This is a genomic window from Noviherbaspirillum cavernae (assembly GCF_003590875.1).
GTDB classification, from domain to species: domain Bacteria; phylum Pseudomonadota; class Gammaproteobacteria; order Burkholderiales; family Burkholderiaceae_D; genus Noviherbaspirillum; species Noviherbaspirillum cavernae.
On the sequence record NZ_QYUN01000002.1, the window covers coordinates 1299967 to 1324683 of the forward strand.

Consider the following 24717-nt stretch of genomic DNA (forward strand, 5'->3'; position numbering starts at 1 on the left):
AGATGGAGAATGACAGTGCGGCCATGGGGCATGGTCCATAGTCGGGTGCATGATAAAATCTGCGCCTTGACTGCTTGGCGCTTCTTGCGTCAGCGAACATCGAAAGAGCACGTTTTGAAAGTATCTTTTCCCTCCAGATTGGTGATTGCGTCGCGTGAAAGTCGTCTTGCGATGTGGCAAGCGGAACATGTCCAGAACAGGCTTCGCAAATTATATCCGCAGTGCAATGTCGAAATTCTCGGAATGACAACGAGAGGCGATCAGATCCTTGACCGCACGCTGTCGAAGGTCGGGGGCAAGGGCTTGTTTGTCAAGGAGCTTGAAGTCGCAATGTCCGAAGGGCGCGCTGATTTGGCCGTGCATTCGCTGAAGGATGTTCCGATGGAGTTGCCGGAAGGCTTTGCACTGGCAGCCGTGCTGGAGCGCGAAGATCCGCGAGACGCATTCGTGTCGAACGACTACGCATCGCTGGACGCGCTGCCGGACGGGGCGGTCGTCGGCACCAGCAGCTTGCGGCGTCAGGCATTGATCGCCGCGCGCTATCCCAAGCTGGTGGTGCGTCCCTTGCGCGGCAACCTCGACACGCGCCTCGCCAAATTGGATCGTGGCGAATATGCGGCAATCATTCTGGCCGCCGCAGGATTGAAGCGCCTCGGTTTGCCGCAGCGGATTCGCGCATTGATCGAACCGGAGCAAAGCCTGCCGGCACCGGGGCAGGGCGCGATGGCGATCGAAATATTGGCCGGGCGCGATGATCTGCGCCAGCTCCTTGCACCGCTTGATCACGAAGCGACTGCACAGGCGGTGGCGGCGGAGCGTACCGTGTCCAGATCGTTTGGCGGCAGCTGCCAGATACCGCTGGCCGCCTATGCCACGGTCGATGCGGGAACCATGCGCCTGCGCGCAATGGTCGCGACCCCCGATGGTCAGCGCATCGCGACTGCGGAAGCCTCCGGTCCGGCGGATGCGCCCGGCGCGCTTGGCGAACAGATTGCAAAGGCAATGCAGGCGCAGGGCGCGGAGTTCATCCTCGCCGCATGCAAAGCGATGGATGTCTAGGAAAGTCGTCATCACTCGCCCGACGGCACAAGCACTCCCGCTCGCACAACAGGTAACGGGCGCAGGGCGCGACGCCATTGTTTTTCCCTTGCTTGAAATTCATCCTCTGCCGGACCTCGCGCCGCTCAGGATGGCTCTGCAGGATTTGAGCGGCTACGCCATGGTGGTGTTTGTCAGTCCGAATGCCATCGATGCCGCGTTCGGCGTATTGCCAGCCTGGCCGGACAACCTGCCGATTGCCGTCGTCGGCGAAGGCAGCCGCAAGGCACTTGCCCAGCATGGTGTGACTTCGTCGAATGCCACCATTTTCAGTCCTGTCAACAAACTGCGGACCGATTCGCAAACCTTGCTCGAAGTGCTCGATCTCGATGCCCTGCGTGGCAAGCGCGTATTGATCGTTCGTGGTGAAACCGGACGCGAGCTGCTCACCGATGCATTGCGTTCAAGCGGCATCGAAGTCATTCAACTTTCCGCCTATCGCCGCGCGGCGCCTGAACTGGATCAGGCACGGCGCGTCCAATTGACGCAGTTGCTGGAATCGCAGAATGACTGGATCGTGACAAGTTCGGAAGCATTGCGCGTATTGATGCAGATGCTGAATCAACTCGATAACAACGATGCAGTCGCGAAAATGCAACATCAACGAATCATAGTGCCTCACGTCCGCATCGCCGAAACGGCGCAAATGCTGGGCTTGACGAATATCACCCTGACCGGATCAGGGGACGAACAGTTATTTGCCGCGTTACAATCCCGAGCATGAACGAATTGCCATCTTCCTCCGAGCCTGCAGGTTCCTCGACTTCCCGATTGAATCCTCCGCCACCCCAAACGAATGCTGGCGCGCCGGACAGGGCTCTTCAAGCGGACAATGCCTCCAATGCAGGCCGTATTCACCGCGCGATCTTCATCGCGTTGGGCGTCCTTGCCGTACTGCTGCTGACACAGTGGTGGATGTCTCATTCACGGATTTCAAGCCTGCAAGAGGAAACGGCGCAACGCCTCAAGAGTGGCGATGCCTTGAATGCCGAGACGAAAGTGCTGGTGAAATCGGTGCAGGAGGGCATGAAGGAGTTGCAGGGCAAGGTCAGCGTGCTGGAAAACAAGCAGCAGGAAGCCCAGAGCCAGCAATTGGCACTTGAGCAACTCTACCAGGATCTATCGAAGAACCGTGACGACTGGGCGCTGGCCGAAATCGAACAGGTATTGTCCACCGCCAGTCAGCAGCTGCAGCTGGCCGGCAATGTGCAAGGGGCACTGATCGCCTTGCAAAATGCCGACACGCGCCTGTCCAGTTCCGACAGGCCGCAATTCATCACGATCCGCCGTGCGATTGCACGCGATCTCGACAAACTGAAATCGCTGCCCAGCGTGGACCTGCCGGGGCTGGCGGTGCGCCTCGATAGCGCCATCGGACAAGTCGATGCGATGCCCTTGTTATCGGATGAAAAGCCGGTGCAATCGGTGACGCAGCCCAAGACTGCACGCAGTGCGAAGAAGGCTGCCAATACGACCAGGACCACCGAGGAAAAAGGCAGTGCGGTGTCGGAATGGATGTCCCGGCTGGAAGAGAAATGGCAAAGCTGGAGCAATGAAATGTGGACCGAGGTGCGCCAGCTGATCCAGGTCCGCCAGGTCGATACGCCGGACGCACTCCTGCTGTCGCCGACGCAAGCATTCTATGCGCGTGAAAATCTGAAACTGCGGTTGTTGAATGCGCGACTGGCTTTGTTGAGCCGTAACGAAAGCGCGTTCCGCAGCGACCTGATCGCGGCCCAGGACACGATTGCGAAGTATTTCGATACGCGTGCAAAGCAGACCCAGACGACGCAGGCCCTGCTGCGTCAGGTCCAGGCGAGCGACTTGTCGATCGAAATGCCGACGCTCGCCGACAGCCTGAATGCCGTGCGCAATTACAAAGCAAAACCATAATACGTAGCCGTAGCCAATATGCGCATATTCATTTCGCTACTGATCCTGCTCGCCGCCGCAATCGGTGTCGCCGTGGGAGCCCGTTTCAATCACGGCAATGTCGTGCTGTTTTACGCGCCGTATCGGGTTGACCTGTCGCTCAATCTTTTTCTCGTTCTGCTCGTCCTGTTGTTCGTGCTGATGTACGTCATTCTCAACACGATCCGCGATGCGCAACGCATGCCACAGCGGGTCGCGGCATATCGCAACGCAAAACGCGAGCGCGAAGGCAACCGGGCGATGCGCGATGCGCTGAAGGCCTTGTTTGAAGGCCGCTTCGGCCATGCCGAGAAAGCCGCCACCCGTGCTGCGGACAGTCCGGACAACGCCGGATTGTCCGCCTTGATCGCCGCGCGTGCCGCGCACAGACTCGGACAACCGGATCGCCGGGACGGCTGGCTGACCAGGGTTGGCGAGGAAAGCGCATTGAAGACTGCACGCTTGATGACCACCATCGAATTGCTCACCGATGAGCGCCAGCCGGAAGCGGCGCTGGAAGCAGTGAATGAATTGCAGGGCAGCGGCACGCGGCATATCCATGCGCTGCGCCTGGCGCTGAAGGCCAATCAGCGGGCGGAAAACTGGCCGGAGGTATTGCGCCTGGTGCGCCTGCTCGACAAGCGTAATGCGATTCATCCGGCCTTGTCGCGCAAGCTGCGCGAACTGGCATATCGCGACTTGCTGTCCGATCGCGCGCACGATGCCGAGTCGATTCGCCGCGTATGGTCAACGATTCCCGCAGAAGACAGGGTGCAGCCTTTCGTTGCGGTGCTGGCGGCGGGGGCATTCAATTCAAGAGGGTTGCATGACGAAGCCCGCAATGTGATCGAGAAGGCGCTTGCCATCGAATGGGATGAGCGCCTGGTGCGCGTCTACGGCGACTCGTCTGCTCCCGAAGGTTCGCCTGCATTGCTGGCGCAGATCGAGCGCTGCGAGGAATGGTTGGCAAAACGGCCGACCGATGCTGAACTGGAACTGACGCTCGGAACGTTCTGCCTCAAGCAAAAGCTCTGGGGCAAGGCCCAGCGTCATCTGGAGCAGGCGTTGTCCGACGCAACCGATGCCGAGACTGTGCGTCAGGCGCATTTGAAGCTGGCGCAATTGCATGAAGCCTTGAATCAGCCGGAACAGGCCGCATTGCATTATCGCCAGTGCGCGCTGGCGACCATGCTCTGATTCGGGCCGGTCAATGGTCGTTTCATTCTCTCGTCAATGCCTTCTTTGAGCAGCTTTTCCATGGGTGACGCGGAGTGCTGAAATGCATCGTTGCCATGAGTAAACGCGGCTGGAACGCGTGCTGCGGCGCACAAGATGGCTTGGAAAGCCGATATAATCTGCCGATCTGAAATTTCCCTTACCACTGAGAGAGCAACATGAGTCTGAACAATGTTCCTGCCGGGCGCGATTTGCCGAACGATTTCAACGTCATCATCGAAATCCCGATGAATGCGGATCCGATCAAGTATGAAGTTGACAAGGAAACAGGCGCGATTTTTGTTGACCGCTTCATGGGCACGGCGATGCACTATCCGTGCAACTACGGCTACATTCCGAACACGCTGTCCGATGATGGTGATCCGGTTGATGTGCTGGTTGTGACGCCGTTTCCGTTGTTTCCCGGCGTTGTCGTGCGCTGCCGCCCGATTGGCGTGTTGAAGATGACTGACGAAGCCGGCGAGGATGCGAAACTGCTGGCGGTGCCGGTAGACAAGATTCTGCCGATCTATACGCACTGGCAAAAACCGGAAGACCTGAACGAACTGCGCCTGAACCAGATCCAGCACTTCTTCGAGCATTACAAGGATCTTGAAAAAGGCAAATGGGTCAAGGTGGAAGGCTGGCATGGCCCGGACGAGGCGAGAAAGGAAATCCTCGCCGGTGTTGCGGCATACAAGAAGCAGCAGGGTGAGTGAGCCGCAGGCGTCAATCGACTTGCCGCTGATGTGCAGGTGAAAAGCGCGCCGAAAGGCGCGCTTTTTTTCTTCTTGTCTTCGGCGTAACGGGCCGTTATTCGCGGGCCGTCATAAAAGGCGCATCGCCACGATGGCAACGGCAAGCGCTACCGCCGTGCAGCCGAGCCAGAACAGGCGGCTCCGCTCCAACGGATGGCTTCCCTCCTCATTTTTGTCGAGGCCGGCAAGCGGCAATTGCATGCGTCGGCGCGCGCGCCTTTCGCGCACAAGGTAACGCTTGATATCCAGCGCCATCTGTTCCGCAGTCGCATAACGCTTTTCGGGACGCTTGCTCATCGCCTTCATCACGATCTGCGACAGGATCACGGGAATCTGCGGATCGATCTCGCGGGGCGCGCGAGGCGCCTTGTGCGCGACCTGCTGCAACAGCAGGTCCGCGTCCTTTGTCGCGAATGGTTTGCGGCCGACCAGCATTTCATACATCACGGCACCGAGCGAATAGATGTCGGTGCGTGCATCGACCGGCTTGCCGCAGGCTTGCTCGGGAGACATGTAATTCGGTGTGCCCAGCAGATTGTTGCGGAACAAGGTGTAGGGCTGATCATCGTTGACGAGTCGCGCAGCAACGCGGTTGGGCGAGCGCGCGATGCCGAAATCAACCAGCTTGGGATGGTCATCATTCACCATGAAGATATTGGCCGGCTTGACGTCGCGATGAATGACCTCGTTCTTGTGCGCGTGATCCAGGGCATCGGCGACTTTCCAGGCGATCGATGCGACCTCGTGTGGCGTGAAGCGGTGCCCGCCATCCAGCATCTTGTTCAGTTCGCGGCCCTGCAGGTATTCCATCGCGATATAGGTCGTCCCGTTTTCGCTGGATGCGTCGTAGATGGTGACGATATGCGGATGCGACAGGCGACCGGCTGCTCTGGCCTCGTTGATGAATTGTTGCTCGTATTTGTTCTTTTCCACCGGCGTCAGGCGCGGGTTGAAAGTCTTGAGCGCAATGTCGCGTCCGACGACAGGGTCATGTGCGAAATAGACGCAGCCGGCAGATCCGCGTCCCAGTTCGCGCGTGATGTGAAAACGTCCGATTCTGTTGACAGATGGAGTGACTGAGGCGAGAGGGGGGGAGGCTTCAAATGTCATGACGCGAAAAGGAAGCCCTTGCGGCTTGTTGCTGTCAGAACATTATAAAACAGCCAACCTTTGATTGATAAAGTTTTAACTGTGGAAATGCCGCAGTGTTCCGGCCCGCTCAAGACTGAAAACCGGCCTGTGCGGCCTTGAACGGATTGCGGTCGTTCAGTTCGCCGATATACGAATCGATGCCATCTTTTTCCTGCCGCAGAAAGCGTTCGATCGCGTCGGCGAAGGCGGGATGAGCGAGCCAATGAGCGGACCAGGTTTTCTGCGGCAGGAAGCCGCGCGCCATCTTGTGTTCTCCCTGGGCGCCGCCTTCAAAGCAGCGTATGCCTTGCGCGATGCAGAATTCGATCGGCTGATAGTAGGCTGTTTCGAAATGCAGACAAGGTACATGCCTGACAGCGCCCCAGTAGCGCCCATACAGCGTGTGGCGGTCGTGGATCAGCAATGAAGAAGCGACCGGCTTGCCATCTTGTTCGGCGACGACAAGCAATACGTGCTGCGGCATCGCGGTGCCGATGCGCAGGAAGAAATCCAGATTCAAGTAAGGCGTCGAATAATGTTCCGCATAGGTGTGGTCATAGCAACGCTTGAAGAAGCGCCAGTCCGCCTCCGTGGCCTGCTCACCGGTCACATGGCGAAACGTGACGCCGGCATCGCTGACCTTGCGCCGCTCCGCCCGGATATTCTTCCGTTTCTTTTGCTCCAGGGTGGCGAGGAATTCTTCAAAATTCTGGTAGCCCGGATTGAGCCAGTGGAACTGCACGCCGGTGCGGAGCATGAAGCCTGCATCGCGCAACGCCTGTGCCTGTGCTTCGGGCGCATAAAGAACATGCGCCGACGATACGTCGTTACCTACCTGCAATGTGCGCATTGCATTGATCAGCGCGGTCTGCGCCGGTGCGTCGCGCGCCAGAAGGCGGCTGCCGGTGACGGGCGTGAACGGAATTGCGGAAAGCAGCTTCGGATAATAGTCCAGACCGTTTCGCTGATATGCATCGGCCCAGGCCCAATCAAATACATATTCGCCGTAGGAATGGCTTTTCACATACAGCGGAAGCGCGGCTTCGAGCCAATCGCCGCGCCACAGAGTGAGGAATTGCGGCTGCCATCCGGTCTTCGACGAGGCCGAGCCGGATTCGTGCAATGCATGCAAAAATGCAAACGAAAGAAAAGGGTTGCCGTCGGCCTGTGCCTGAAGCAGTCCATCCCAGGCGGCCTGTCCGATTTCAGACAAAGAGGGAACGATTCGCGTGCGATAATTCACAGGTTATCAATGCATCAAACAGATTCGGTTCGCACTTCATCATGACAGTCAAAGTCGCCATCGCGCAAATCAACAGCACCGTAGGAGATCTCGCCGGCAACCGCGCAAAAATCGTCGAATTTGCACGCCGCGCTGCCGCCGAGGGCGCCGACATCGTATTGACGCCGGAACTGTCGCTTACCGGCTATCCGCCGGAGGACTTGTTGCTGCGTGAAGCATTTTACGCAAAAACCGCAGAGGCGTTCGATGCGCTGACTGCGGACCTCGCGACGTTGAATGGCGTGCATGTGGTGGTCGGCCATCCGGTGTTGCAGGAAGGGAAACGTTTCAATGCGGCTTCCGTCATCGCCGACGGCAAGATGCTTGGCACATACCGCAAGCACGACTTGCCTAACGACACCGTGTTTGACGAGAAACGCTATTTTTCCTCTGCTGATGAGCCGTTTGTGTTCGATGTGAAGGGCGTCAGGTTCGGCATCAACATCTGCGAAGACACATGGTCGCAACATGCGCCGGAGCGCGCCAGGAAGGCAGGTGCGCAAGTCCTGCTGGTGCCGAATGGCTCGCCGTATCACATGCGAAAGCAGCACCTGCGGCAGGAGGTCATGCGCGCCAACGTCATGGTGCATGGCATGTCGCTGGTCTATGCAAATCTGGTCGGCGGCCAGGATGAACTGATTTTTGATGGCAATTCGTTTGTGCTGGATGAGAAGGGCGAGGTTTGCGCGAGGCTGAAGCACTGCGAAGAAGATTTGCAGCTCATCGACTTCGAAAACGCGCGGCCGCTGCATGGAGCTATCGCAGCGGAACTGCCGGTTGAAGCGCAGGTGTACAAGACCCTCGTGCTTGGTGTGCATGATTATGTCGTCAAGAACGGATTCCCCGGCGTGATCATCGGTTTGTCCGGCGGGGTCGATTCCGCGCTGACGCTGGCGGTCGCGGTCGATGCGCTGGGTGCCGACAAGGTGCGCGCGGTGATGATGCCGTCGCCCTATACGGCGGAAATTTCCTGGCTGGATTCGCGCGACATGGTGCAGCGGATCGGCGTGCGCTACGACGAAATTCCGATTGCGGAATGTTTTGCTGCATTCCGCAATACGCTGGCTGATGAATTCAAGGGCTTGTCGGAAGACACCACCGAAGAAAACATCCAGGCGCGCATACGCGGCACGCTGCTGATGGCGCTTTCCAACAAGTATGGCGCCATCGTGCTCACGACCGGCAACAAGAGCGAAATGGCGGTCGGTTATTGCACCTTGTATGGCGACATGGCCGGCGGTTTCGCGGTCATCAAGGACATCGCGAAAACGCTGGTGTACCGTCTGTGCGACTACCGCAACACGCTGTCCGACGTGATCCCGAAACGCATCCTGACGCGTGCGCCGTCGGCGGAATTGCGGCCAGATCAAACCGATCAGGATTCCTTGCCGCCTTACGAGGTTCTCGATGCAATCATGCAGATGTACATGGAAGAAAATCGCAGCATTGCCGAGATTCTTGCGGCGGGTTATCGTCAAGAGGATGTGGAGCGCGTCACGCGCCTGATCAAGATCAACGAATACAAACGCCGTCAGGCACCGATCGGCATTCGCGTCACGCATCGCGCGTTCGGCCGCGATTGGCGCTATCCGATTACGTCGAAATTCCGCGAGTGATATCAACCAGAATCCAAACCAAGGAGTGTTCATGAAACTGATTACGGCAATCATCAAACCCTTCAAGCTCGATGAAGTCCGCGAAGGGCTGGGCGAGATCGGCATCACCGGCCTGACGGTCACCGAAGTGAAAGGCTTCGGACGCCAGAAGGGCCATACCGAGCTGTATCGCGGCGCGGAGTATGTCGTGGATTTCCTGCCGAAAGTGAAGATCGAGGCGGTGGTGGACGACAATGCGGTTGAGCAGGCCGTGGATGCGATCATCAAGGCTGCGCGCACCGGCAAGATCGGCGATGGCAAGATTTTCGTGCGAGACGTGGAGCAGGTGATCCGTATTCGCACCGGTGAAACGGGTGCCGAGGCGGTTTGAGGTCGGCACACAATTGCATTAACAACAGCAGCGCCGCATGTGCGACGCGCTCATCTTCCTTCGACAAAGCCCGGCATCGCATGAACCGGGCTTTGTTTTTCCCTGAAGTTTTCAGCCGAGGCGAATGTCCCCGGCCCAGGTGACGAGCCGCATCGCGGTAATGCTCAATGCGCTGACCCACAGCGAAAAATCCGACGGGACACCGACATACTGCATCGCCAGATACATCCAGCATCCGGCAAAGGCGCAGACCGCATAAGGCCTGCCATCGCGCAGTACCATGGGTACTTCATTGCATATGACATCGCGCATCACACCGCCGAAGATGCCGGTGATAACGCCCATCATCGACGCGATGAACACCGGCATGCCTGCCTCGAGCGCAGTCGAAACTCCGACGATCGAAAACAGTCCCAGCCCCAGTGCATCGGCGATGACAATCAAGCGCTGAGGCAGGAATTTATGCGAGGCGTTGAGCACCGGAGTGGCAATCAGGGAAAGTACGGCGATCAGGATGGCGTATTCCTGGTGGAGAACCCAGAACAGCGGCCGCTTGTCGAGCAGGATGTCGCGCAGCGTGCCGCCGCCGAAGGCAGTGATGAAGGCGACGATGAAGACACCGACCAGATCCATTCGCTTGTTGCGCGCTTCCGCAAAGCCCGACAGGGCGCCGACAAGAATCGCCAGAACTTCGAGGAATGTGGTCAGTGTCATGCGCCCGGGGCAGGAGTGTTGCCTGTCCCCATGATACTGGCGCAAGCAGGGAAAGCAAGCCGGGCGCGCAGCCCCTTAGGCTTTTAGCAAAACAATCAATGCGCCGGCTCCACCATCGTTCGCCCTCGCCTGGCAAAACGCGATGACTTCTTCTTTCTGCACCAGCCAGTTGCGCACCTTCCCTTTGAGGACGGGCTCCTTGTTGATCGAGCCGAGTCCCTTGCCGTGAATGATGCGCACGCAGCGCTGGCCGCGCTTGACGGCGTTGCGGAGGAATTCCACCAGTGCTTCCCGTGCTTCTTCGCGCCGCATGCCGTGCAGGTCGAGCTGACCCTGTACGACCCAGTGACCGCGCCGCAGCTTGCGCACAATTTCCGGCCCGATGCCGGGGCGCGAGAAGCTCAATTCCTGGTCGGTATCAAGCAGGGTATCGACATTGAATTCGTCCGACAGCGATTCCTGCAAGGCGGCTTGCTCATCCGCGAGGCGGTGGCGGGCAATTGGAAGTGGACGTGAGGCAGGAGCGGGAGCCCGCTGCGAGGATGAAACTGGCGTAACGTTGCCGATACTTTGGCGGAACAGGTCTGCATCCAGCCTGTGCTGTTTTTCGCGACGAAGGCGTTCGGCTTCCTTCGCCTTGCGCTCCTCTTCCTGTGTCTTCAGCTTGCTTTGCAGCGACTTGAGGGCGGCGAAATCCTTGATGGGGGCAGACATGCTTGCTGTCTCCTGTTGCCGTTCGCATCTCGTATCCAAGGCTCGATGCGAACGGTGTGCTGCTTGTTGCGGCGGAACGAATTATTCCGACAGCGTTTCCAGATAGCGTTGTGCATCGAGCGCTGCCATGCAGCCGGTTCCGGCGCTGGTGACCGCCTGCCGGTACACGTGGTCCTGCACGTCGCCGGCGGCAAAAACGCCTGGCAGGCTGGTCGATGTCGCGTAGCCTTCCAGACCGCTCTTGGTGTCGATGTAACCGTTATGCATCGCAAGCTGGCCTTCGAATATCCCTGTGTTGGGCTTGTGGCCGATTGCCACGAACACGCCGTGCAAGGTGATCGGGGTGATGCTGTCATCCTTGGCGGACTTGATCCGGATGCCCGTCACGCCGCTGGCGTCGCCGGTGACTTCTTCCAGCGTGTGATTCCACTTGATCTCGATCTTGCCTTCCTCGACCTTGGCCATCAGGCGATCGACCAGAATCGGCTCGGCGCGGAACTTGTCGCGACGGTGGACCAGCGTCACCTTGGTCGCGATGTTGGACAGATAGAGCGCCTCCTCGACAGCGGTATTGCCGCCGCCGATGACCGCCACTTCCTGGCCGCGATAGAAAAAGCCGTCGCAAGTCGCGCAGGCCGACACGCCTTTGCCCATGAATTCTTCTTCCGAAGGCAGGCCGAGATATTGCGCGGAGGCGCCGGTGGCGATGATCAGCGCGTCGCAGGTGTACTCGCCGGCGTCGCCGATCAGGCGCATCGGTTTTTCCGAGAGTTTCGCGGTATGGATGTGGTCGAAAACGATTTCCGTGTTGAAGCGTTCCGCGTGCTGCAAGAGACGTTGCATCAGTTCCGGTCCTTGCACGCCGAGTGGATCGCCTGGCCAGTTCTCGACATCGGTTGTCGTCATGAGCTGGCCGCCTTGCTCGACACCGGTGATCAGGACCGGATTCAGGTTGGCGCGGGCGGCGTAAACAGCTGCGCTGTAACCGGCGGGACCGGAGCCGAGAATCAGTACTTTTGCGTGTTTGGGGGTAGTCATGGGAATAGGATTGGCAATGAATTTGGTGAGCGGCAGGGGATAGGCAAAGAGGGAAAACCGTTTTTCATGCGTTGCATATATCGCTGTTGCGCGAAATTTCAACCGCATCCCGATTTAATCGGTATTGCTCCTCAAAAACTGGTTAAGATTATAGACGAACCTGCCACGCGAGCACGGTCAGCCTCTCGGGCAATGCGGGGCCGGTAATGACCGACAACAGCCTCGCCGCTGACGCAACGACACCTGCATTTATGACAAGAACCGCTCAAGCCTATACCCGCAATACCAATCCGCAGGAGGCACAGCCGTTGCCCGGTCGATTGGTGCGCCTGTTGTCCGAAGCGCGCTGGCTCGTGCTTGCGGTCGTCAGCACCTATCTGATCCTTATCTTTTTGACATATTCAAAGGCCGATCCTGGCTGGTCGCAGGCGAATGTGATCCCGGAACTCAATAACTGGGGCGGCCGCATCGGTGCCTGGCTGGCGGATCTGACGCTGTTCATTTTCGGCTTCTCTGCATGGTGGTGGTGCGTGATGCTGCTGCGGTCAGTATGGGCCGGCTATCGCCGCTTGTCGCAGCGATTCCTGCTGCAAAAAGAACCGGAGCCGGTGCATCACCATGAGGTATGGATTCGAGGCATCGGCTTTGCGCTGCTGATGACAGGCAGTGTCGCGATCGAGTATCTGCGCATGTACACGTTGAAAGCGCAGTTGCCGCGCGCGCCGGGCGGCGTGCTGGGCGAAGTGATCGGACGTGCGGCGCAAAGCGCCTTCGGTTTTACCGGCGCGACCCTGTTTCTGTTGTTGATCTTCGGTATCGGCTTCAGTCTGTTTTTCCACGTGTCGTGGCTGGCGGTGGCCGAGCGTATCGGTGCGGCGATTGAGAGCGTGATCGGCCGCCTGCAGACTCTGTACGCCGCGCGCGAGGATCGCAAAGTGGGGCACGTCGCGGCAGTCAAGCGCGAAGAGGTGGTGGTGCAGGAGCGGGCGAAGATCGTCGAGGCGCCGCCGATCCGCATCGAGCCGCAAGTTGTCTCGGTGCCGAAATCCGAGCGCGTCGAAAAGGAAAAGCAGGTATCGCTGTTTGCCGACCTGCCCGATACCAATCTGCCGCCGCTGTCCTTGCTGGACGATCCGCCCGCAGCGCAGGAAACGGTCAGCGTCGAAACGCTCGAATTCACCAGCCGCCTGATCGAGAAGAAATTGTCGGACTTCGGCATCGAGGTCAAGGTGATCGCGGCGTATCCGGGTCCGGTGATCACGCGCTACGAGATCGAACCGGCGACCGGCGTGAAAGGCAGCCAGATCGTCAATCTCGCGCGCGACCTTGCGCGTTCGTTGTCGCTGACCTCGATTCGCGTGGTCGAGACGATCCCCGGCAAGAATTACATGGGACTGGAATTGCCGAATCCGAAACGGCAGATCGTGCGCCTGACAGAGATTCTCGGTTCAAAGGTCTACAACGACAGCGCATCCAGCCTGACCGTCGCGCTCGGCAAGGACATCGCGGGTCATCCGGTGGTGGCCGACTTGGCGAAGATGCCACACTTGCTGGTTGCGGGTACGACCGGCTCCGGCAAATCGGTGGGCATCAACGCGACCATCCTGTCGCTGCTGTACAAATCCGATCCGAACTTCGTGCGCATGATCCTGATCGACCCGAAGATGCTGGAAATGTCGGTCTATGAAGGCATTCCGCATCTGCTCGCGCCGGTCGTCACCGATATGCGTCAGGCAGGGCACGCGCTCAACTGGGCAGTGGCCGAGATGGAGCGCCGTTACAAACTGATGTCCAAGCTCGGCGTGCGCAACCTTGCCGGCTACAACAGCAAGATTGCGGAAGCGGAGAAAAATGAACACAAGATTCCGAATCCGTTCAGCCTGACGCCCGACGCGCCGGAGCCGCTGGAGAAACTGCCGACCATCGTGATCATCATCGACGAATTGGCGGACCTGATGATGGTGGTGGGCAAGAAGGTGGAGGAGCTGATTGCGCGCATTGCGCAGAAGGCGCGTGCCGCCGGCATTCACCTGATTCTCGCGACGCAGCGGCCGTCGGTCGATGTCATCACCGGCCTGATCAAGGCCAACATCCCGACACGTATCGCCTTCCAGGTCAGCAGCAAGATCGATTCGCGCACGATTCTCGATCAGATGGGCGCGGAAGCGCTGCTCGGCATGGGCGACATGCTGTACATGCCCCCCGGTACCGGCCTGCCGATTCGCGTGCATGGCGCGTTTGTGTCGGATGACGAGGTGCATCGCGTGGTCGAACACCTCAAGGCGCAAGGGGAACCGAATTACATTGAGGGAATCCTAGAAGGTGGCGTGGCCGAGGAGGGCGCGGATGGTGCAGTGGGAGGCGGTGAAGGCGCGGGCAGCGGCGAAGCCGATCCCATGTACGATCAGGCGGTCGCCGTCGTGCTGAAGAATCGGCGCGCCTCGATCTCGCTGGTGCAGCGGCATTTGCGCATCGGCTACAATCGCGCGGCCCGCTTGCTGGAACAGATGGAGCAAAGCGGCCTCGTATCCACAATGCAATCCAACGGCAACAGGGAAATTCTTGTGCCGGCCGGAAATACAGAATAGGGAAACACTTTGGATCAAGCTTGCAAGGGTCATTTTCGTTGGGTTCGACAACACACACTGGCAAAACTCCTGGCAATCGTTGTCGTGACATTGCCTGTTCTTGCGCAGGCTTCGGCCTTGGATCAGTTCAAATCCTTTGTCGCCACCACTAAAACAGCCAAGGGCGAATTCACGCAGCGTCAGGTCAAGATGGACGAGGCAAACAAGGGGGCGGCAAAGCTGTCGAATGCGTCCTCCGGCACCTTCATGTTCGCGCGTCCGGGGAAGTTCATCTGGACTTACCAGAAGCCATACGAACAATTGCTGCAAGCCGATGGAGAAAAGCTCTACATCTACGACAAGGACCTGAACCAGGTCACGGTCAAAAAACTCGGTAATGCGCTCGGTTCGTCGCCGGCGGCCATCCTGTTCGGCAGCAACGAGCTTGAAAAGAATTTCACGCTGAAGGAAGCGGGTACGAAGGACGGCCTGGAATGGTTGCAGGCCACGCCGAAAGCGAAGGACACGAACTTCGATCAGATCGGCATTGGCCTGAAGGATGGCGTGCCGCACGCGATGGAACTGCGCGATTCGTTCGGCCAGGTGTCGCTGCTGACCTTCAGCAAGTTCGAAAAGAATCCGCAGATGCCGGCGGAACAGTTCAAGTTTGTCGTGCCGAAAGGCGCAGACGTCTTCCAGCAATAGAGTAGGGCGGGTCAAGACCCGCCTTGTTCCTTGATTCCAAGATAGGCGGGTCTTGACCCGCCCTATGACATGAACGCCATCCCCCTCGCCGAAAGGCTCCGACCACAATCGCTGGATGACGTGCTCGGCCAGCAGCATCTGCTCGGCCCCGGCAAGCCATTGCGCGTCGCCTTCGAATCGGGCGAGCCGCATTCAATGATTCTTTGGGGTCCGCCCGGCGTTGGCAAGACCACGCTGGCGCGCCTCATGGCCGACAGCTTCAATGCCGAATTCATCGCCTTGTCCGCCGTGCTGTCCGGCGTCAAGGACATCCGCGAGGCGGTCGAGCGGGCGCAATTGGTGCGTGCCAATTCCGGCCGCCGCACCATCCTGTTTGTCGATGAGGTGCATCGCTTCAACAAGAGCCAGCAGGATGCCTTCCTGCCGCATGTGGAGAGCGGCTTGTTCACCTTCATCGGTGCGACGACCGAGAATCCCTCGTTCGAAGTCAACGGCGCGTTGCTGTCGCGGGCCGCGGTATATGTGCTGAAGTCGCTGTCGGACGAGGACCTCGACATGCTGGTCGATCGCGCCTGCATCGAGGAACTCGATGGACTTTCCTTCACCGACGACGCGAAAGCCACGCTGATCGCCAGCGCGGATGGCGATGGCCGCAAGCTGCTGAACAATCTGGAGATCGTTGCACGTGCCGCCGCGACCAGCGAGCTGGAAGAGGTGGATGAGAATCTGCTGGCTGCGGCATTGTCCGAAAACCTGCGCCGCTTCGACAAGGGCGGCGATGCCTTCTACGACCAGATTTCCGCGCTTCACAAATCCGTGCGCGGTTCCAATCCGGATGCCTCGCTGTACTGGTTCGTGCGCATGCTCGATGGTGGCGCCGACCCGCGCTACCTTGCACGCCGCATCATCCGCATGGCGGCCGAGGATATCGGTCTGGCCGACCCGCGCGCGCTACGGCTTGCGCTGGACGCGACGGAAACCTATGAACGCCTTGGTTCGCCGGAAGGCGAGCTGGCGCTGGCAGAGGCCGTGGTGTATCTCGCCTGTGCGGCCAAATCCAACGCCGTCTACAACGCCTACAACGCGGCCCGCGCATTTGTCGCCAAGGACAAGTCTCGTCCGGTGCCCGAGCATTTGCGCAACGCGCCGACCCGGCTGATGAAGGAACTGGGTTACGGCAAGCTCTACCGTTACGCGCATGACGAACCGAATGCCTATGCGGCAGGCGAAACCTATCTTCCGGACGGGATGCGCGAGCCGAACTGGTATCAGCCTGTGCCGCGCGGGCTCGAAACGAAAATTGCAGACAAGCTGGCGTATCTGAGATCGCTGGACGAGGACGCGTTGAAAAACAGCAAAAAGTAACAGCCTCGCGTGCCGCGCGGAAAGAGACATGTCTTTTCAATAAGGCTTGCTCCACGCTGCAAGAGCGAATGCACCGCTTGGTACAATGGCGCTTTCGCAATCAGACAATCAGAACCCCGCACTCCCCATGATCGACATTCAACTTCTCCGCAAAGACATCGACACGGTCGCCGCCCGTCTGGCCGCGCGCAAGTTCCAGCTTGATGTCGCCACATTCAATGCACTCGAAGCCGAGCGCAAGCAGATCCAGACGCGCACCGAGGAATTGCAAGGCAAGCGCAACACGCTATCCAAGCAGATCGGCATGTTGAAGGGCAAGGGCGAGGATACGTCGGCGGTGATGGCGGAAGTGGCCGGCATCGGCGATGAGCTGAAATCCTCCGCCGAGCGGCTGGACGTGGTGCAGGCGAAGTTGAGCGAGTTCATGCTTGCGATTCCCAATCTGCCGCACGAATCGGTGCCCGTTGGTCAGGACGAAGCCGCCAATGTGGAAGTGCGCAAGGTCGGCACGCCGCGCAGCTTTGATTTCGAAGTGAAGGATCATGTGGATGTCGGCGCTGCGCTCGGCCTCGATTTCGACGTCGCGGCAAAGCTGACCGGCTCTCGCTTCGCGCTGATGAAGGGCGGCATTGCACGCCTGCATCGCGCACTGGCGCAGTTCATGCTCGATACGCATACCGCCGAGCACGGCTACACGGAGTGCTATACGCCCTACATCGTCAACGCCGATTCGTTGCACGGCACAGGCCAGTTGCCGAAGTTCGAGGCGGACCTGTTCGCGGTCAAGAAGGGTGGGCAGGAAGGCGAGGGCGAAGCGCTTTATCTGATCCCAACCTCGGAAGTACCGCTGACCAACACCGTGCGTGACGAGATCGTTGCAGCTGATGCGTTGCCAATCAAGTTGACCGCGCATACGCCATGCTTCCGCTCCGAAGCAGGCAGCTACGGTCGCGACACGCGCGGCATGATCCGCCAGCATCAGTTCGATAAGGTCGAGATGGTGCAGATCGTTTCTCCCGAAAAGTCCTACGAAGCGCTGGAGGAAATGGCCGGCCACGCGGAAAACATCCTCAAGAAGCTCGGTCTGCCATATCGCGTCATCACGCTGTGCACCGGCGACATGGGCTTCGGCGCAGCCAAGACCTATGACCTCGAAGTATGGTTGCCGGCGCAGAACACCTATCGGGAAATCTCCTCGGTGTCCAACTGCGAGGCTTTCCAGGCGCGCCGCATGCAGGCACGCTTCCGTAATGCCCAAGGCAAACCGGAGCTGGCCCACACTCTGAACGGCTCCGGCCTTGCGGTCGGCCGCACGCTGGTGGCGATTCTGGAAAATTACCAGCAGGCCGATGGCAACGTCGAGATTCCTGAGGTCCTGCGGCCATACATGGGCGGCTTGACGCGCCTGACGCCGCAAGGCTGAAGTCGGTTCGAGGGCCCCGGTCCGGTTCAACCCTCGTTCCTGTATGTAGACAATCCCTGGCGCTGTTCGATGAACAGGCTGTTGCCGGGGATTTTTTTCGCCTGCCGCTTTGCCTCTGCCGCAGCCGCCGCAATCTGGTGATGCGAGGCATACTGTCCAGGTTCGATCTTCACCACGCCGAGCGAAAGGCTGATCAATGTCTGGAACACTTTCTTGCCGCGCCGGTCATCGCAGATGCCATTGTTCGACTCGGATTCCCGACTCAAAAATACTCTGCTATAATCTCGTGCTTTGCGGCACGTCGGTGCCGCAATCGACCGAATCAGGAGAGGTGGCAGAGTGGTCGAATGTACCTGACTCGAAATCAGGCGTACGTGTAAGCGTACCGAGGGTTCGAATCCCTCCCTCTCCGCCAGAAGCAAGAAAAAAGCCGCGCAATGCGGCTTTTTTCACGTCTGCAGGGTTTGCGACGTCAATTTCGGATGGGCTTCACGCCCGATGCTCCGTTGGTATATCGGTATTTACCTGGCTTTGGACAGGATCACGAGCCATTTGCGCAACAGCAGGATTTCAAGGTGCCCCGGCTCGACTCCTGTGCTGCAATCAATGATCGGGTTGACATGGTAATAACGTTTGCGGAAGTCCTGGCAGACGAAGATTTCGCGCTTGCCCAGGCGGATCAGGAATGATGTGGGCGCGTATTCCAAACCAAATCGTGTGCCGAAGGTGTTATTCAAATGTGCCATGGCCGAGTCCTTTCTGATTATTGATTGGTATTGCAGCAGGGGTACTTTAGCATAATTACTGTATGGAAATACAGTGGTTTTGAAATTCTGTTCCGCCTGCGTTGCCGTTGTTATCGATACGTGGCTGGGAAGGGCCAATTTGTTCCATCCATGCGTGCTGGATTGGACTTGTCACGACGGCATGTCGTCGAACGTCAGGCACGGCATGCAGTCATATCTCAATCCGGATGGGAACATTGGACAGGAGGCAAGCATGGCTGCGGTGAGGTACACCAAAGGCGAGCAGGTCGCGGAGGTGGACATACTGGAATTGGAGGATGGGAAATTTCAGGGCGTGGTGCTGATCACGCGCAACCACGGTTCGTCCAGCAAGCAGTCGCAGCATACGGTGCAGGTGGTATCCGACACGCCTGCGGAAGCGCTGGAAGAAGCGAAGGCGCTTGCGCATCGGCTGCTGGCAAATTAGGATTGCGCGAATTGCGCCTTTGCAAGTATGCGGTGCTGTTATCGCGGTTGAAGCAGGACGTCGAGCAGATGTCGGCCGGCAATTTCCGGCAGGCCGCTGTTGTCGAGATGGATGACTGACTGCTCCCGGATTTCGTCGAATTGGTCCAGTCGCTCGAGCCGGCCGGACAGCGCCTCGCCGCTTTCGCGATGCCGTGTTTCGATGCGCTGGCGGATCGCGTCCGTGTCGGCGCCGATCCAGACGACCAGTGCATCCGGAAACGATTGCCGCAATTGCGGCACGTATTCTCGCGATCCGACCACGACCACGTCGCGCCCGGCCTTCAGGTCGGCTTCAATGCCGCGCCGGATTCCATAGCACAGGCCGTTGGCCTGCCACATCATCGCAAAGTGGCCGGCTTTTTCAAGCTGCCAGAAATTTTCCGTGTCGGTCGGATCATGCATTTCGGTACCGTGCCGGGGGCGTGTGACGGTCCGGCGCGCGAACACGATGCCTGCGTGTGGCGGCACATGGTCCTTCACCCATTGCACCACCGTATCCTTGCCCACGCCGGACGGTCCGACCAGATAGAACAGGCGTCCGGCTGCGGGGAGCGAAGAATTGCGGCGCGATGCGTTGAACGGAAAGCGCTGCCAGATCGTCAACGGCGCGCCGGGACGTTCCTCTCGAAAAATGCTGAGCGCATCGATCATCAGCGGTGTCGCCGCCATCGCGGCGGCAAAGCAGACGTTGGCTTCCCTGGTGAGCGCATGCACCACGTCGGCGTTCACGCCGCGCAGGGCATCGGTCAGCGTCATGTGAAAGCGGAACTCATCGTCCGTGTATGGATAGCCCCACTGCAGCAGAAGCGTGCTCTGCCGCGCGGTCAGCGGGCGGGATGTGTATCTCTCGAGCTCTCTGGCGGCGGGCGGGGCGCGCAGGATGTCGAAGTAGCTTACGCAGCGCATCGCCAGTGCTTCGATGTCATGCTGCGGTCCAGACGGGCAGAGCGCGAGAAATCCTCTGACGGGTGAAACATGCATGCCCAACAGCGGCACGGGCCGCTGCAGCCGGGCGAAAGCCGCCGCCATCGTCAGCAGGTGCGATTCGGAAAAACCCGCCGCGAGATGGAACGGCGCTTTCAGCGTCGCGTGAAAACCGTAGCGTCTGGCTTCGGTGGTGATCCGGGCCAGCAAGGGGGGCGCAATGCTCGATGGCTGGTGCCGCATGCCTGTCTCGCCCGTCGCAGCATTCCGTCCCAGCCAGCGGCAGCCGGCGGCCGACCAGGGGGAATCCGGCGGAGGAGCAAAGTAGAGTGCGTAGCGTGCCATGCCCGTGTCGAGGGACGAATCGAATCCTCATCCTATCGGCGCAGGGCGGGCGCTTGTTGATTTAAAACACTGGCGCAGCACTGCGCGTGTTGATCCTGGTTAAATCCTGGTGTCCTGAGTTAGAAATTCGCTACATAAAAGATGACGAGAATCGCACCGATACGGCGTCAAAAATGCTCGCAAGGCCTCGGCCTTGCTGTGCTTTTTTCCTTGTCTCGTCGCGATTTCATCACTTTTATTTGCAACGAATTTCCAACTCAGGGCACTAGTGTTCCGTCAATCTAAAAATTTCGGGTAGAGGTATTTCAGTTTAATCCGAGCATCTTCGGTACGAAATTGCCAGTCAATTCCGGTTTGATCCTGATTGCGCTGCTGCGCCCATGTTTGCGCCCGAGCTGCGATCAGGCGCATATCGCCTATGCGGTCGCGCAGACATTGTCGGGTCAACACGCTCAATTCCGATTCGGCCATGTTGAGCCAACTGCCATGCTTGGGCGTGTAGACCAATTCCAACCTGCGCGCAATCCGCATCGCTTCGGGCGCCTCAAATGCCTGATACAGCGAGGCGAGCCGATGCGTATTCAAGTTGTCGCAGACGAGCGTGATGCGCTCCGCTTGTGCATGGCGCGGCGCATCCACCAACGCCCGCACTTGCTGTGCCCACGCAATGCTGGTCTTCTGTGCCGTGGCCGTCGCGTCGCGCCATCCTCCCAAGGGTTCGACAAACATCCATACGCAACACATGCCATGACGGATGTATTCGTAATCCACTTTCTCCGGCTGCCCCGGTTGCATCGGCAAAGGGGGACGCACTTCTTCAATCAATTGCCTGGGCTGTTCATCCATGCACACCACCGGATGCGCAGGATCATAGGGCCGCCGATACACTTCCAGCACCTGCTCCATCTGGCAGGCGAACTCCGCATCCGCATGCGGTGCGATACACCATTGCTGCTTCAGCCACGGTTTCAGGTCGCTTTTTTTAACGCCTGCCGTACTGTTTCACGCGAAATCGTATCGACAATATGCAACTCCACCAGCTTGTTTGCCAACAAATTCAACGTCCAGCTTGCGCGGCCATCCGGCGCTGTCGAGCAGGCCAGCGCCGTCAGGCGCGCTTGTCCTTCACCGTCGAGCTTCACTGCCCGCGGTCGTGGCGCCCACTGGTGTTCCAGCAAGGAGTCCGGCCCTTCTTCCACCGCTTGCTTGCGCCAATTTTGCAGACTGCGCGTGGTCACCCCAAAGGCTTCGGCAATGCGGGCGTCATCCCATCCTGGCCCTTGCGCCCCTTGATCCGCCTTCAGCAGCGCCTGCGCCCGCTGGATCTTCCACGCAGCAGACTTGCCTGTATGCACAAGATGTTCGTACCGCGCTCGTTCCTCGGCGGTCAACTTCACCACATACTTCTTGTTTATCACGATCTCCTTCAAAAGCTGGCTACGGTTAGATCGTTTTGAACTAGAAAAATTTAGAGTGTCTGACCACTAGATGAAATCAATGTGCAAAGCGATCACGCCGCGAGTTGCCAAGCGGGAAGCATGCTATTGCTCAAGCGCCGGTTGTGCGGCATGAACCAAACGTGCGCGGCGATGCTCGAAACGGATATTTCAACTTGTCAGAACATCAACCAAATCAATGCAGGAACAAGTCCAGGCTGCGCAATTGGCCCGCATGCGAAGGCTGGCGACGGGCCTGCTTCTGTTCATGGGGCTTGTTTTTGTCGTTTCCCGGATTTTTGTTCCGCAATATCCCTTCCTTTCCTTCGTCGGCGCATTCGCCGAGGCGGCCATGGTTGGCGCGCTCGCCGACTGGTTTGCGATCACCGCATTGTTCCGTTCGCCGTTCGGCTTGCCGATCCCGCACACCGCCATCATCCCGCGGAACAAGGACCGCATCGGGGAGAGCTTGTCGGATTTTCTTGAACACAATTTCATGACGCCGGAAATCATCCGGGACGAACTGCATTCCATCGATTTCGCCGGCATCGCCGCTGGCTGGCTGGCCCATCCCGACAACAGCGCGGCGATTTCGCGTCAGGTCATCAAGGGCATCCCGACGATGCTGCGCGTGATCGAGGATGACGATGTGCGCCAGTTCATGCAGAACCGGCTGACGGCGGCGCTCGACAATGTGCGCTTTGCGCATGTGCTGGCCGAGGTGATGTCGTTGCTGGTTGCGCGTCAACACCATCAGAAGCTTTTTGACCATCTGATCGGGATAGCGGATCGTGCGCTGGAACACAACAAGCCGTATATCCGCTGGAAAATCCATGAAAGCAGCCCGCGCTGGCTACCCAAAGCGATCGACCAGAAGCTCTACGAGCGTCTGCTGGAGGCCTTGCAAGGCACGCTGGCTGAAATGAAGGAAGACGACAGCGAATGGCGCATGCGCTTTCACCTCGCGACAGACGAGCTGATTGCGCAGCTGGAGTCGTCGCCGGAATATGGCGCGAAGATCGACAGCGTGGTGCGCGATGTGCTGGGGCATCCGCTGTTTCGCAATTATTTGATTGATATCTGGCACGACATCAAGTCGCGGCTGGAGGCGGATGCGGCGTCCGAGGATTCGCAGATGGTTGCCAGGCTCAATCGTGCGTTGAATGCCTTCAGCGACGAACTGTTGGGGGATGCGGCGATCCAGCACAAGCTGAATCAATGGATACGCACCGTTGTCGGCGAAGCGATCGTGCAGCGGCGGGAAATGATTGCTGACCTGGTGACACGCGTGATCCACAAATGGGATGCCGAAACGATCTCGCACAAGCTGGAATTGCATGTGGGCAAAGACCTGCAATACATACGCATCAATGGCACGCTGGTCGGCGGGATGGTGGGGCTGGTGCTGCATGTGATTTCCCTGGCATTGTAGGCAGCCGATAGGCAGCCGATAAGCACCTGCATCCGGCCACCTGCATCCGGCCACCTGCATCCGGCGTGGCCGGTCTGACAATGAACAGTCATGTCATTTATATGTCACACATGTCATAAAACTGAAATGAGATGGCAATTCCAGACGCTTTTTTCATGCGCAATTGATTTTCATAACTCGATGATTTAAAAAGACTTTTATCCACGTCACATAAATTTCCTGCGTTGTCATTGGCCTGTCACATTTGTTGATTACAGTTCGCCCTGTCCTGTTTTGACAACCAAAGGAGCAGATATGCGACTGAACAAATTCCTGAAATCGGCAGTAGTGGCAACGAGTGCAAGCATCGCGTTTTCTTCCGCATGGGCCGCCGACATCACCGGCGCCGGTGCGACGTTTCCCTACCCGATTTACGCGAAATGGGCGGAGGAATACAAGAAGGCGACCGGTACCGGCCTGAACTACCAGTCGATCGGCTCCGGCGGCGGCATCAAGCAGATCAAGGCAAAGACCGTGGACTTCGGCGCATCGGACATGCCGCTCAAGGCGGAAGATCTGGAGCAGGAAGGCCTGATGCAATTCCCGGCCATCATGGGCGGCGTGGTGCCGGTCGTGAATCTGGAAGGCGTCGCTCCCGGCCAATTGAAGCTGACCGGCGAGGTGCTGGCTGACATCTATCTCGGCAAGGTCGCCAAGTGGAACGCTCCTGAAATCGCTGCGCTCAACGCCGGCGTCAAGCTGCCGGCCGACGACATCGTCGTGGTGCATCGCTCCGACGGCTCCGGCACATCATTCCTGTTCACCGATTTCCTGTCCAAGGTCAACCCGGACTTCAAGACCAAGGTGGGTTCCGGTACGGCCGTCAAATGGCCGACGGGCATCGGCGGCAAGGGGAACGAAGGCGTCGCCGCAAACGTGCAGCGCACCAAAAATTCGATCGGTTACGTCGAATACGTCTACGCCAAGCGCAACAAGATGAGTCATACCCAGCTCAAGAACAAGGATGGCCAATTCGTGCAGCCTGACGACGAAACCTTCAAGGCCGCAGCAGCAGGTGCCGACTGGTCGAAAGCTCCGGGTTTCGGTGTCGTGCTGACGAACCAGTCCGGCAAGACCAGCTGGCCGATCACCGGCGCATCCTTCATCCTGCTGCACAAGACGCAGGCCGATGCGGCCAAGGGCAAGGAAGTGCTGAAGTTCTTCGACTGGGCCTACAAGAACGGCGGCGCGATGGCGACCGAACTGGACTATGTCGCGATGCCAGGCGCGGTGGTGAAGTCGGTGCAGGATGCATGGAAATCGCAGGTCAAGGATGCGGCCGGCAAGGCGCTCTGGTAAGCCTGCAGTGTCATGGAACGCAAGCCTCCTTCCCCCGTTCACGGGAAGGGGGTTTTTCGTGATGCAATGTTGGACCGACTAT

Annotated in this window: 23 protein-coding genes, 1 tRNA gene and 1 pseudogene; 15 read left to right on the forward strand and 10 right to left on the reverse strand. The window is 58.7% G+C overall.

Features of this window, described 5'->3' with window-relative positions:
* Window positions 1–114 precede the first annotated feature (114 nt).
* The 5 genes from hemC to ppa all read left to right on the forward strand — a co-directional run bounded on the left by hemC (window position 115) and on the right by ppa (window position 4943).
* Window positions 115–1059, forward strand: coding sequence for a hydroxymethylbilane synthase (gene hemC, locus D3870_RS06115; RefSeq protein WP_242489878.1), 945 nt, complete (start codon window positions 115–117; stop codon window positions 1057–1059).
* Complete coding sequence (locus D3870_RS06120; protein WP_119737536.1) at window positions 1052–1822, forward strand: uroporphyrinogen-III synthase; 771 nt, start codon at window positions 1052–1054, stop codon at window positions 1820–1822. The genes hemC and D3870_RS06120 overlap by 8 nt, the downstream gene beginning before the upstream one ends.
* Entirely contained in the window at window positions 1819–2991 is a 1173-nt protein-coding gene (locus D3870_RS06125) for a uroporphyrinogen-III C-methyltransferase (RefSeq protein ID WP_119737538.1), read from the forward strand. Before D3870_RS06120 ends, D3870_RS06125 begins: the two co-directional genes overlap by 4 nt.
* Window positions 2992–3009: 18 nt before the next feature.
* Window positions 3010–4206 (forward strand): heme biosynthesis protein HemY, encoded by a 1197-nt coding sequence (locus D3870_RS06130; protein WP_119737540.1) that lies wholly within the window; start codon window positions 3010–3012, stop codon window positions 4204–4206.
* Window positions 4207–4403: 197 nt separating this feature from the next.
* On the forward strand, window positions 4404–4943 hold the full coding sequence (gene ppa / locus D3870_RS06135) for an inorganic diphosphatase (RefSeq protein WP_119737542.1): 540 nt from the start codon (window positions 4404–4406) through the stop codon (window positions 4941–4943).
* Window positions 4944–5051: 108 nt separating this feature from the next.
* Here ppa and D3870_RS06140 read toward each other — a convergent pair whose 3' ends face one another.
* Both D3870_RS06140 and D3870_RS06145 read right to left on the reverse strand, forming a co-directional pair.
* Window positions 5052–6092 carry a serine/threonine protein kinase gene (locus D3870_RS06140; RefSeq protein ID WP_119737543.1) on the reverse strand — a complete coding sequence of 347 codons (1041 nt, stop codon included), beginning with the start codon at window positions 6090–6092 and terminating at the stop codon, window positions 5052–5054.
* A gap of 109 nt (window positions 6093–6201) precedes the next feature.
* Complete coding sequence (locus tag D3870_RS06145) at window positions 6202–7356, reverse strand: GNAT family N-acetyltransferase (protein ID WP_119737545.1); 1155 nt, start codon at window positions 7354–7356, stop codon at window positions 6202–6204.
* Between the two features lie 41 nt (window positions 7357–7397).
* On the opposite strand from D3870_RS06145, the gene D3870_RS06150 reads away from it, so the two are divergent.
* Both D3870_RS06150 and D3870_RS06155 read left to right on the forward strand, forming a co-directional pair.
* Complete coding sequence (locus D3870_RS06150; RefSeq protein WP_119737547.1) at window positions 7398–9011, forward strand: NAD+ synthase; 1614 nt, start codon at window positions 7398–7400, stop codon at window positions 9009–9011.
* Window positions 9012–9042: 31 nt separating this feature from the next.
* A complete protein-coding gene (locus D3870_RS06155; protein WP_119737549.1) occupies window positions 9043–9381 on the forward strand; it encodes a P-II family nitrogen regulator in 339 nt (112 codons plus the stop codon).
* A 111-nt stretch (window positions 9382–9492) separates the two neighbouring features.
* Here the strand turns inward: D3870_RS06155 and D3870_RS06160 are convergent, their stop codons facing one another.
* From D3870_RS06160 to trxB, 3 genes are all read right to left on the reverse strand, one after another.
* Window positions 9493–10095, reverse strand: coding sequence for a trimeric intracellular cation channel family protein (locus D3870_RS06160; protein WP_119737550.1), 603 nt, complete (start codon window positions 10093–10095; stop codon window positions 9493–9495).
* 75 nt (window positions 10096–10170) lie between these two features.
* Entirely contained in the window at window positions 10171–10809 is a 639-nt protein-coding gene (locus D3870_RS06165; RefSeq protein ID WP_119737552.1) for a Smr/MutS family protein, read from the reverse strand.
* A gap of 81 nt (window positions 10810–10890) precedes the next feature.
* The gene (gene trxB / locus D3870_RS06170) at window positions 10891–11847 is read right to left on the reverse strand and encodes a thioredoxin-disulfide reductase (RefSeq protein ID WP_119741747.1); all 957 of its coding nucleotides are present in this window, start codon (window positions 11845–11847) and stop codon (window positions 10891–10893) included.
* 251 nt (window positions 11848–12098) lie between these two features.
* Between trxB and D3870_RS06175 the strand changes: the two genes are divergently transcribed.
* From D3870_RS06175 to serS, 4 genes are all read left to right on the forward strand, one after another.
* Entirely contained in the window at window positions 12099–14435 is a 2337-nt protein-coding gene (locus D3870_RS06175; RefSeq protein ID WP_119741749.1) for a DNA translocase FtsK, read from the forward strand.
* A 57-nt stretch (window positions 14436–14492) separates the two neighbouring features.
* A complete protein-coding gene (gene lolA / locus D3870_RS06180; protein ID WP_119741751.1) occupies window positions 14493–15119 on the forward strand; it encodes an outer membrane lipoprotein chaperone LolA in 627 nt (208 codons plus the stop codon).
* A gap of 69 nt (window positions 15120–15188) precedes the next feature.
* A complete protein-coding gene (locus D3870_RS06185) occupies window positions 15189–16484 on the forward strand; it encodes a replication-associated recombination protein A (RefSeq protein WP_119737553.1) in 1296 nt (431 codons plus the stop codon).
* Between the two features lie 127 nt (window positions 16485–16611).
* On the forward strand, window positions 16612–17907 hold the full coding sequence (gene serS / locus D3870_RS06190; RefSeq protein ID WP_119737555.1) for a serine--tRNA ligase: 1296 nt from the start codon (window positions 16612–16614) through the stop codon (window positions 17905–17907).
* A gap of 26 nt (window positions 17908–17933) precedes the next feature.
* Here serS and D3870_RS06195 read toward each other — a convergent pair.
* Window positions 17934–18137: pseudogene (locus tag D3870_RS06195) on the reverse strand (diguanylate cyclase); the annotation flags it as partial.
* A 95-nt stretch (window positions 18138–18232) separates the two neighbouring features.
* Between D3870_RS06195 and D3870_RS06200 the strand changes: the two are divergent.
* Window positions 18233–18322 (forward strand) — tRNA-Ser (locus tag D3870_RS06200).
* A gap of 106 nt (window positions 18323–18428) precedes the next feature.
* Here the strand turns inward: D3870_RS06200 and D3870_RS06205 are convergent.
* Window positions 18429–18653 (reverse strand): hypothetical protein, encoded by a 225-nt coding sequence (locus D3870_RS06205; RefSeq protein ID WP_119737557.1) that lies wholly within the window; start codon window positions 18651–18653, stop codon window positions 18429–18431.
* Between the two features lie 253 nt (window positions 18654–18906).
* Between D3870_RS06205 and D3870_RS06210 the strand changes: the two genes are divergently transcribed.
* Window positions 18907–19119 (forward strand): hypothetical protein, encoded by a 213-nt coding sequence (locus D3870_RS06210; protein ID WP_119741753.1) that lies wholly within the window; start codon window positions 18907–18909, stop codon window positions 19117–19119.
* Between the two features lie 38 nt (window positions 19120–19157).
* Here D3870_RS06210 and phnN read toward each other — a convergent pair whose 3' ends face one another.
* The 3 genes from phnN to D3870_RS06225 form a co-directional block, all read right to left on the reverse strand.
* Window positions 19158–20429, reverse strand: coding sequence for a phosphonate metabolism protein/1,5-bisphosphokinase (PRPP-forming) PhnN (phnN, locus tag D3870_RS06215; protein WP_119737559.1), 1272 nt, complete (start codon window positions 20427–20429; stop codon window positions 19158–19160).
* 276 nt (window positions 20430–20705) lie between these two features.
* Entirely contained in the window at window positions 20706–21401 is a 696-nt protein-coding gene (locus D3870_RS06220) for an IS630 family transposase (RefSeq protein WP_119737561.1), read from the reverse strand.
* Window positions 21398–21859: a helix-turn-helix domain-containing protein gene (locus tag D3870_RS06225; protein WP_119737563.1), complete on the reverse strand. Its 462-nt coding sequence runs from the start codon at window positions 21857–21859 to the stop codon at window positions 21398–21400. Before D3870_RS06225 ends, D3870_RS06220 begins: the two co-directional genes overlap by 4 nt.
* 205 nt (window positions 21860–22064) lie before the next feature.
* Here D3870_RS06225 and D3870_RS06230 point away from each other — a divergent pair, with 205 nt between their 5' ends.
* The gene (locus D3870_RS06230) at window positions 22065–23297 is read left to right on the forward strand and encodes a DUF445 domain-containing protein (RefSeq protein WP_242489879.1); all 1233 of its coding nucleotides are present in this window, start codon (window positions 22065–22067) and stop codon (window positions 23295–23297) included.
* 294 nt (window positions 23298–23591) lie between these two features.
* Entirely contained in the window at window positions 23592–24635 is a 1044-nt protein-coding gene (pstS, locus tag D3870_RS06235) for a phosphate ABC transporter substrate-binding protein PstS (protein WP_119737564.1), read from the forward strand.
* Window positions 24636–24717 lie beyond the last annotated feature (82 nt).

Coding starts and splice junctions, on each gene's coding strand:
- D3870_RS06120 (WP_119737536.1), top strand. CDS start 1,052: ATGTCTAGGAAAGTCGTCATCACTCGCCCGACGGCACAAGCACTCCCG.
- D3870_RS06125 (WP_119737538.1), top strand. CDS start 1,819: ATGAACGAATTGCCATCTTCCTCCGAGCCTGCAGGTTCCTCGACTTCC.
- D3870_RS06130 (WP_119737540.1), top strand. CDS start 3,010: ATGCGCATATTCATTTCGCTACTGATCCTGCTCGCCGCCGCAATCGGT.
- ppa (WP_119737542.1), top strand. CDS start 4,404: ATGAGTCTGAACAATGTTCCTGCCGGGCGCGATTTGCCGAACGATTTC.
- D3870_RS06140 (WP_119737543.1), bottom strand. CDS start 6,092: ATGACATTTGAAGCCTCCCCCCCTCTCGCCTCAGTCACTCCATCTGTC.
- D3870_RS06150 (WP_119737547.1), top strand. CDS start 7,398: ATGACAGTCAAAGTCGCCATCGCGCAAATCAACAGCACCGTAGGAGAT.
- D3870_RS06155 (WP_119737549.1), top strand. CDS start 9,043: ATGAAACTGATTACGGCAATCATCAAACCCTTCAAGCTCGATGAAGTC.
- D3870_RS06160 (WP_119737550.1), bottom strand. CDS start 10,095: ATGACACTGACCACATTCCTCGAAGTTCTGGCGATTCTTGTCGGCGCC.
- D3870_RS06165 (WP_119737552.1), bottom strand. CDS start 10,809: ATGTCTGCCCCCATCAAGGATTTCGCCGCCCTCAAGTCGCTGCAAAGC.
- trxB (WP_119741747.1), bottom strand. CDS start 11,847: ATGACTACCCCCAAACACGCAAAAGTACTGATTCTCGGCTCCGGTCCC.
- D3870_RS06175 (WP_119741749.1), top strand. CDS start 12,099: ATGACAAGAACCGCTCAAGCCTATACCCGCAATACCAATCCGCAGGAG.
- D3870_RS06185 (WP_119737553.1), top strand. CDS start 15,189: ATGAACGCCATCCCCCTCGCCGAAAGGCTCCGACCACAATCGCTGGAT.
- serS (WP_119737555.1), top strand. CDS start 16,612: ATGATCGACATTCAACTTCTCCGCAAAGACATCGACACGGTCGCCGCC.
- D3870_RS06205 (WP_119737557.1), bottom strand. CDS start 18,653: ATGGCACATTTGAATAACACCTTCGGCACACGATTTGGTTTGGAATAC.
- D3870_RS06210 (WP_119741753.1), top strand. CDS start 18,907: ATGGCTGCGGTGAGGTACACCAAAGGCGAGCAGGTCGCGGAGGTGGAC.
- phnN (WP_119737559.1), bottom strand. CDS start 20,429: ATGGCACGCTACGCACTCTACTTTGCTCCTCCGCCGGATTCCCCCTGG.
- D3870_RS06230 (WP_242489879.1), top strand. CDS start 22,065: ATGCAGGAACAAGTCCAGGCTGCGCAATTGGCCCGCATGCGAAGGCTG.
- pstS (WP_119737564.1), top strand. CDS start 23,592: ATGCGACTGAACAAATTCCTGAAATCGGCAGTAGTGGCAACGAGTGCA.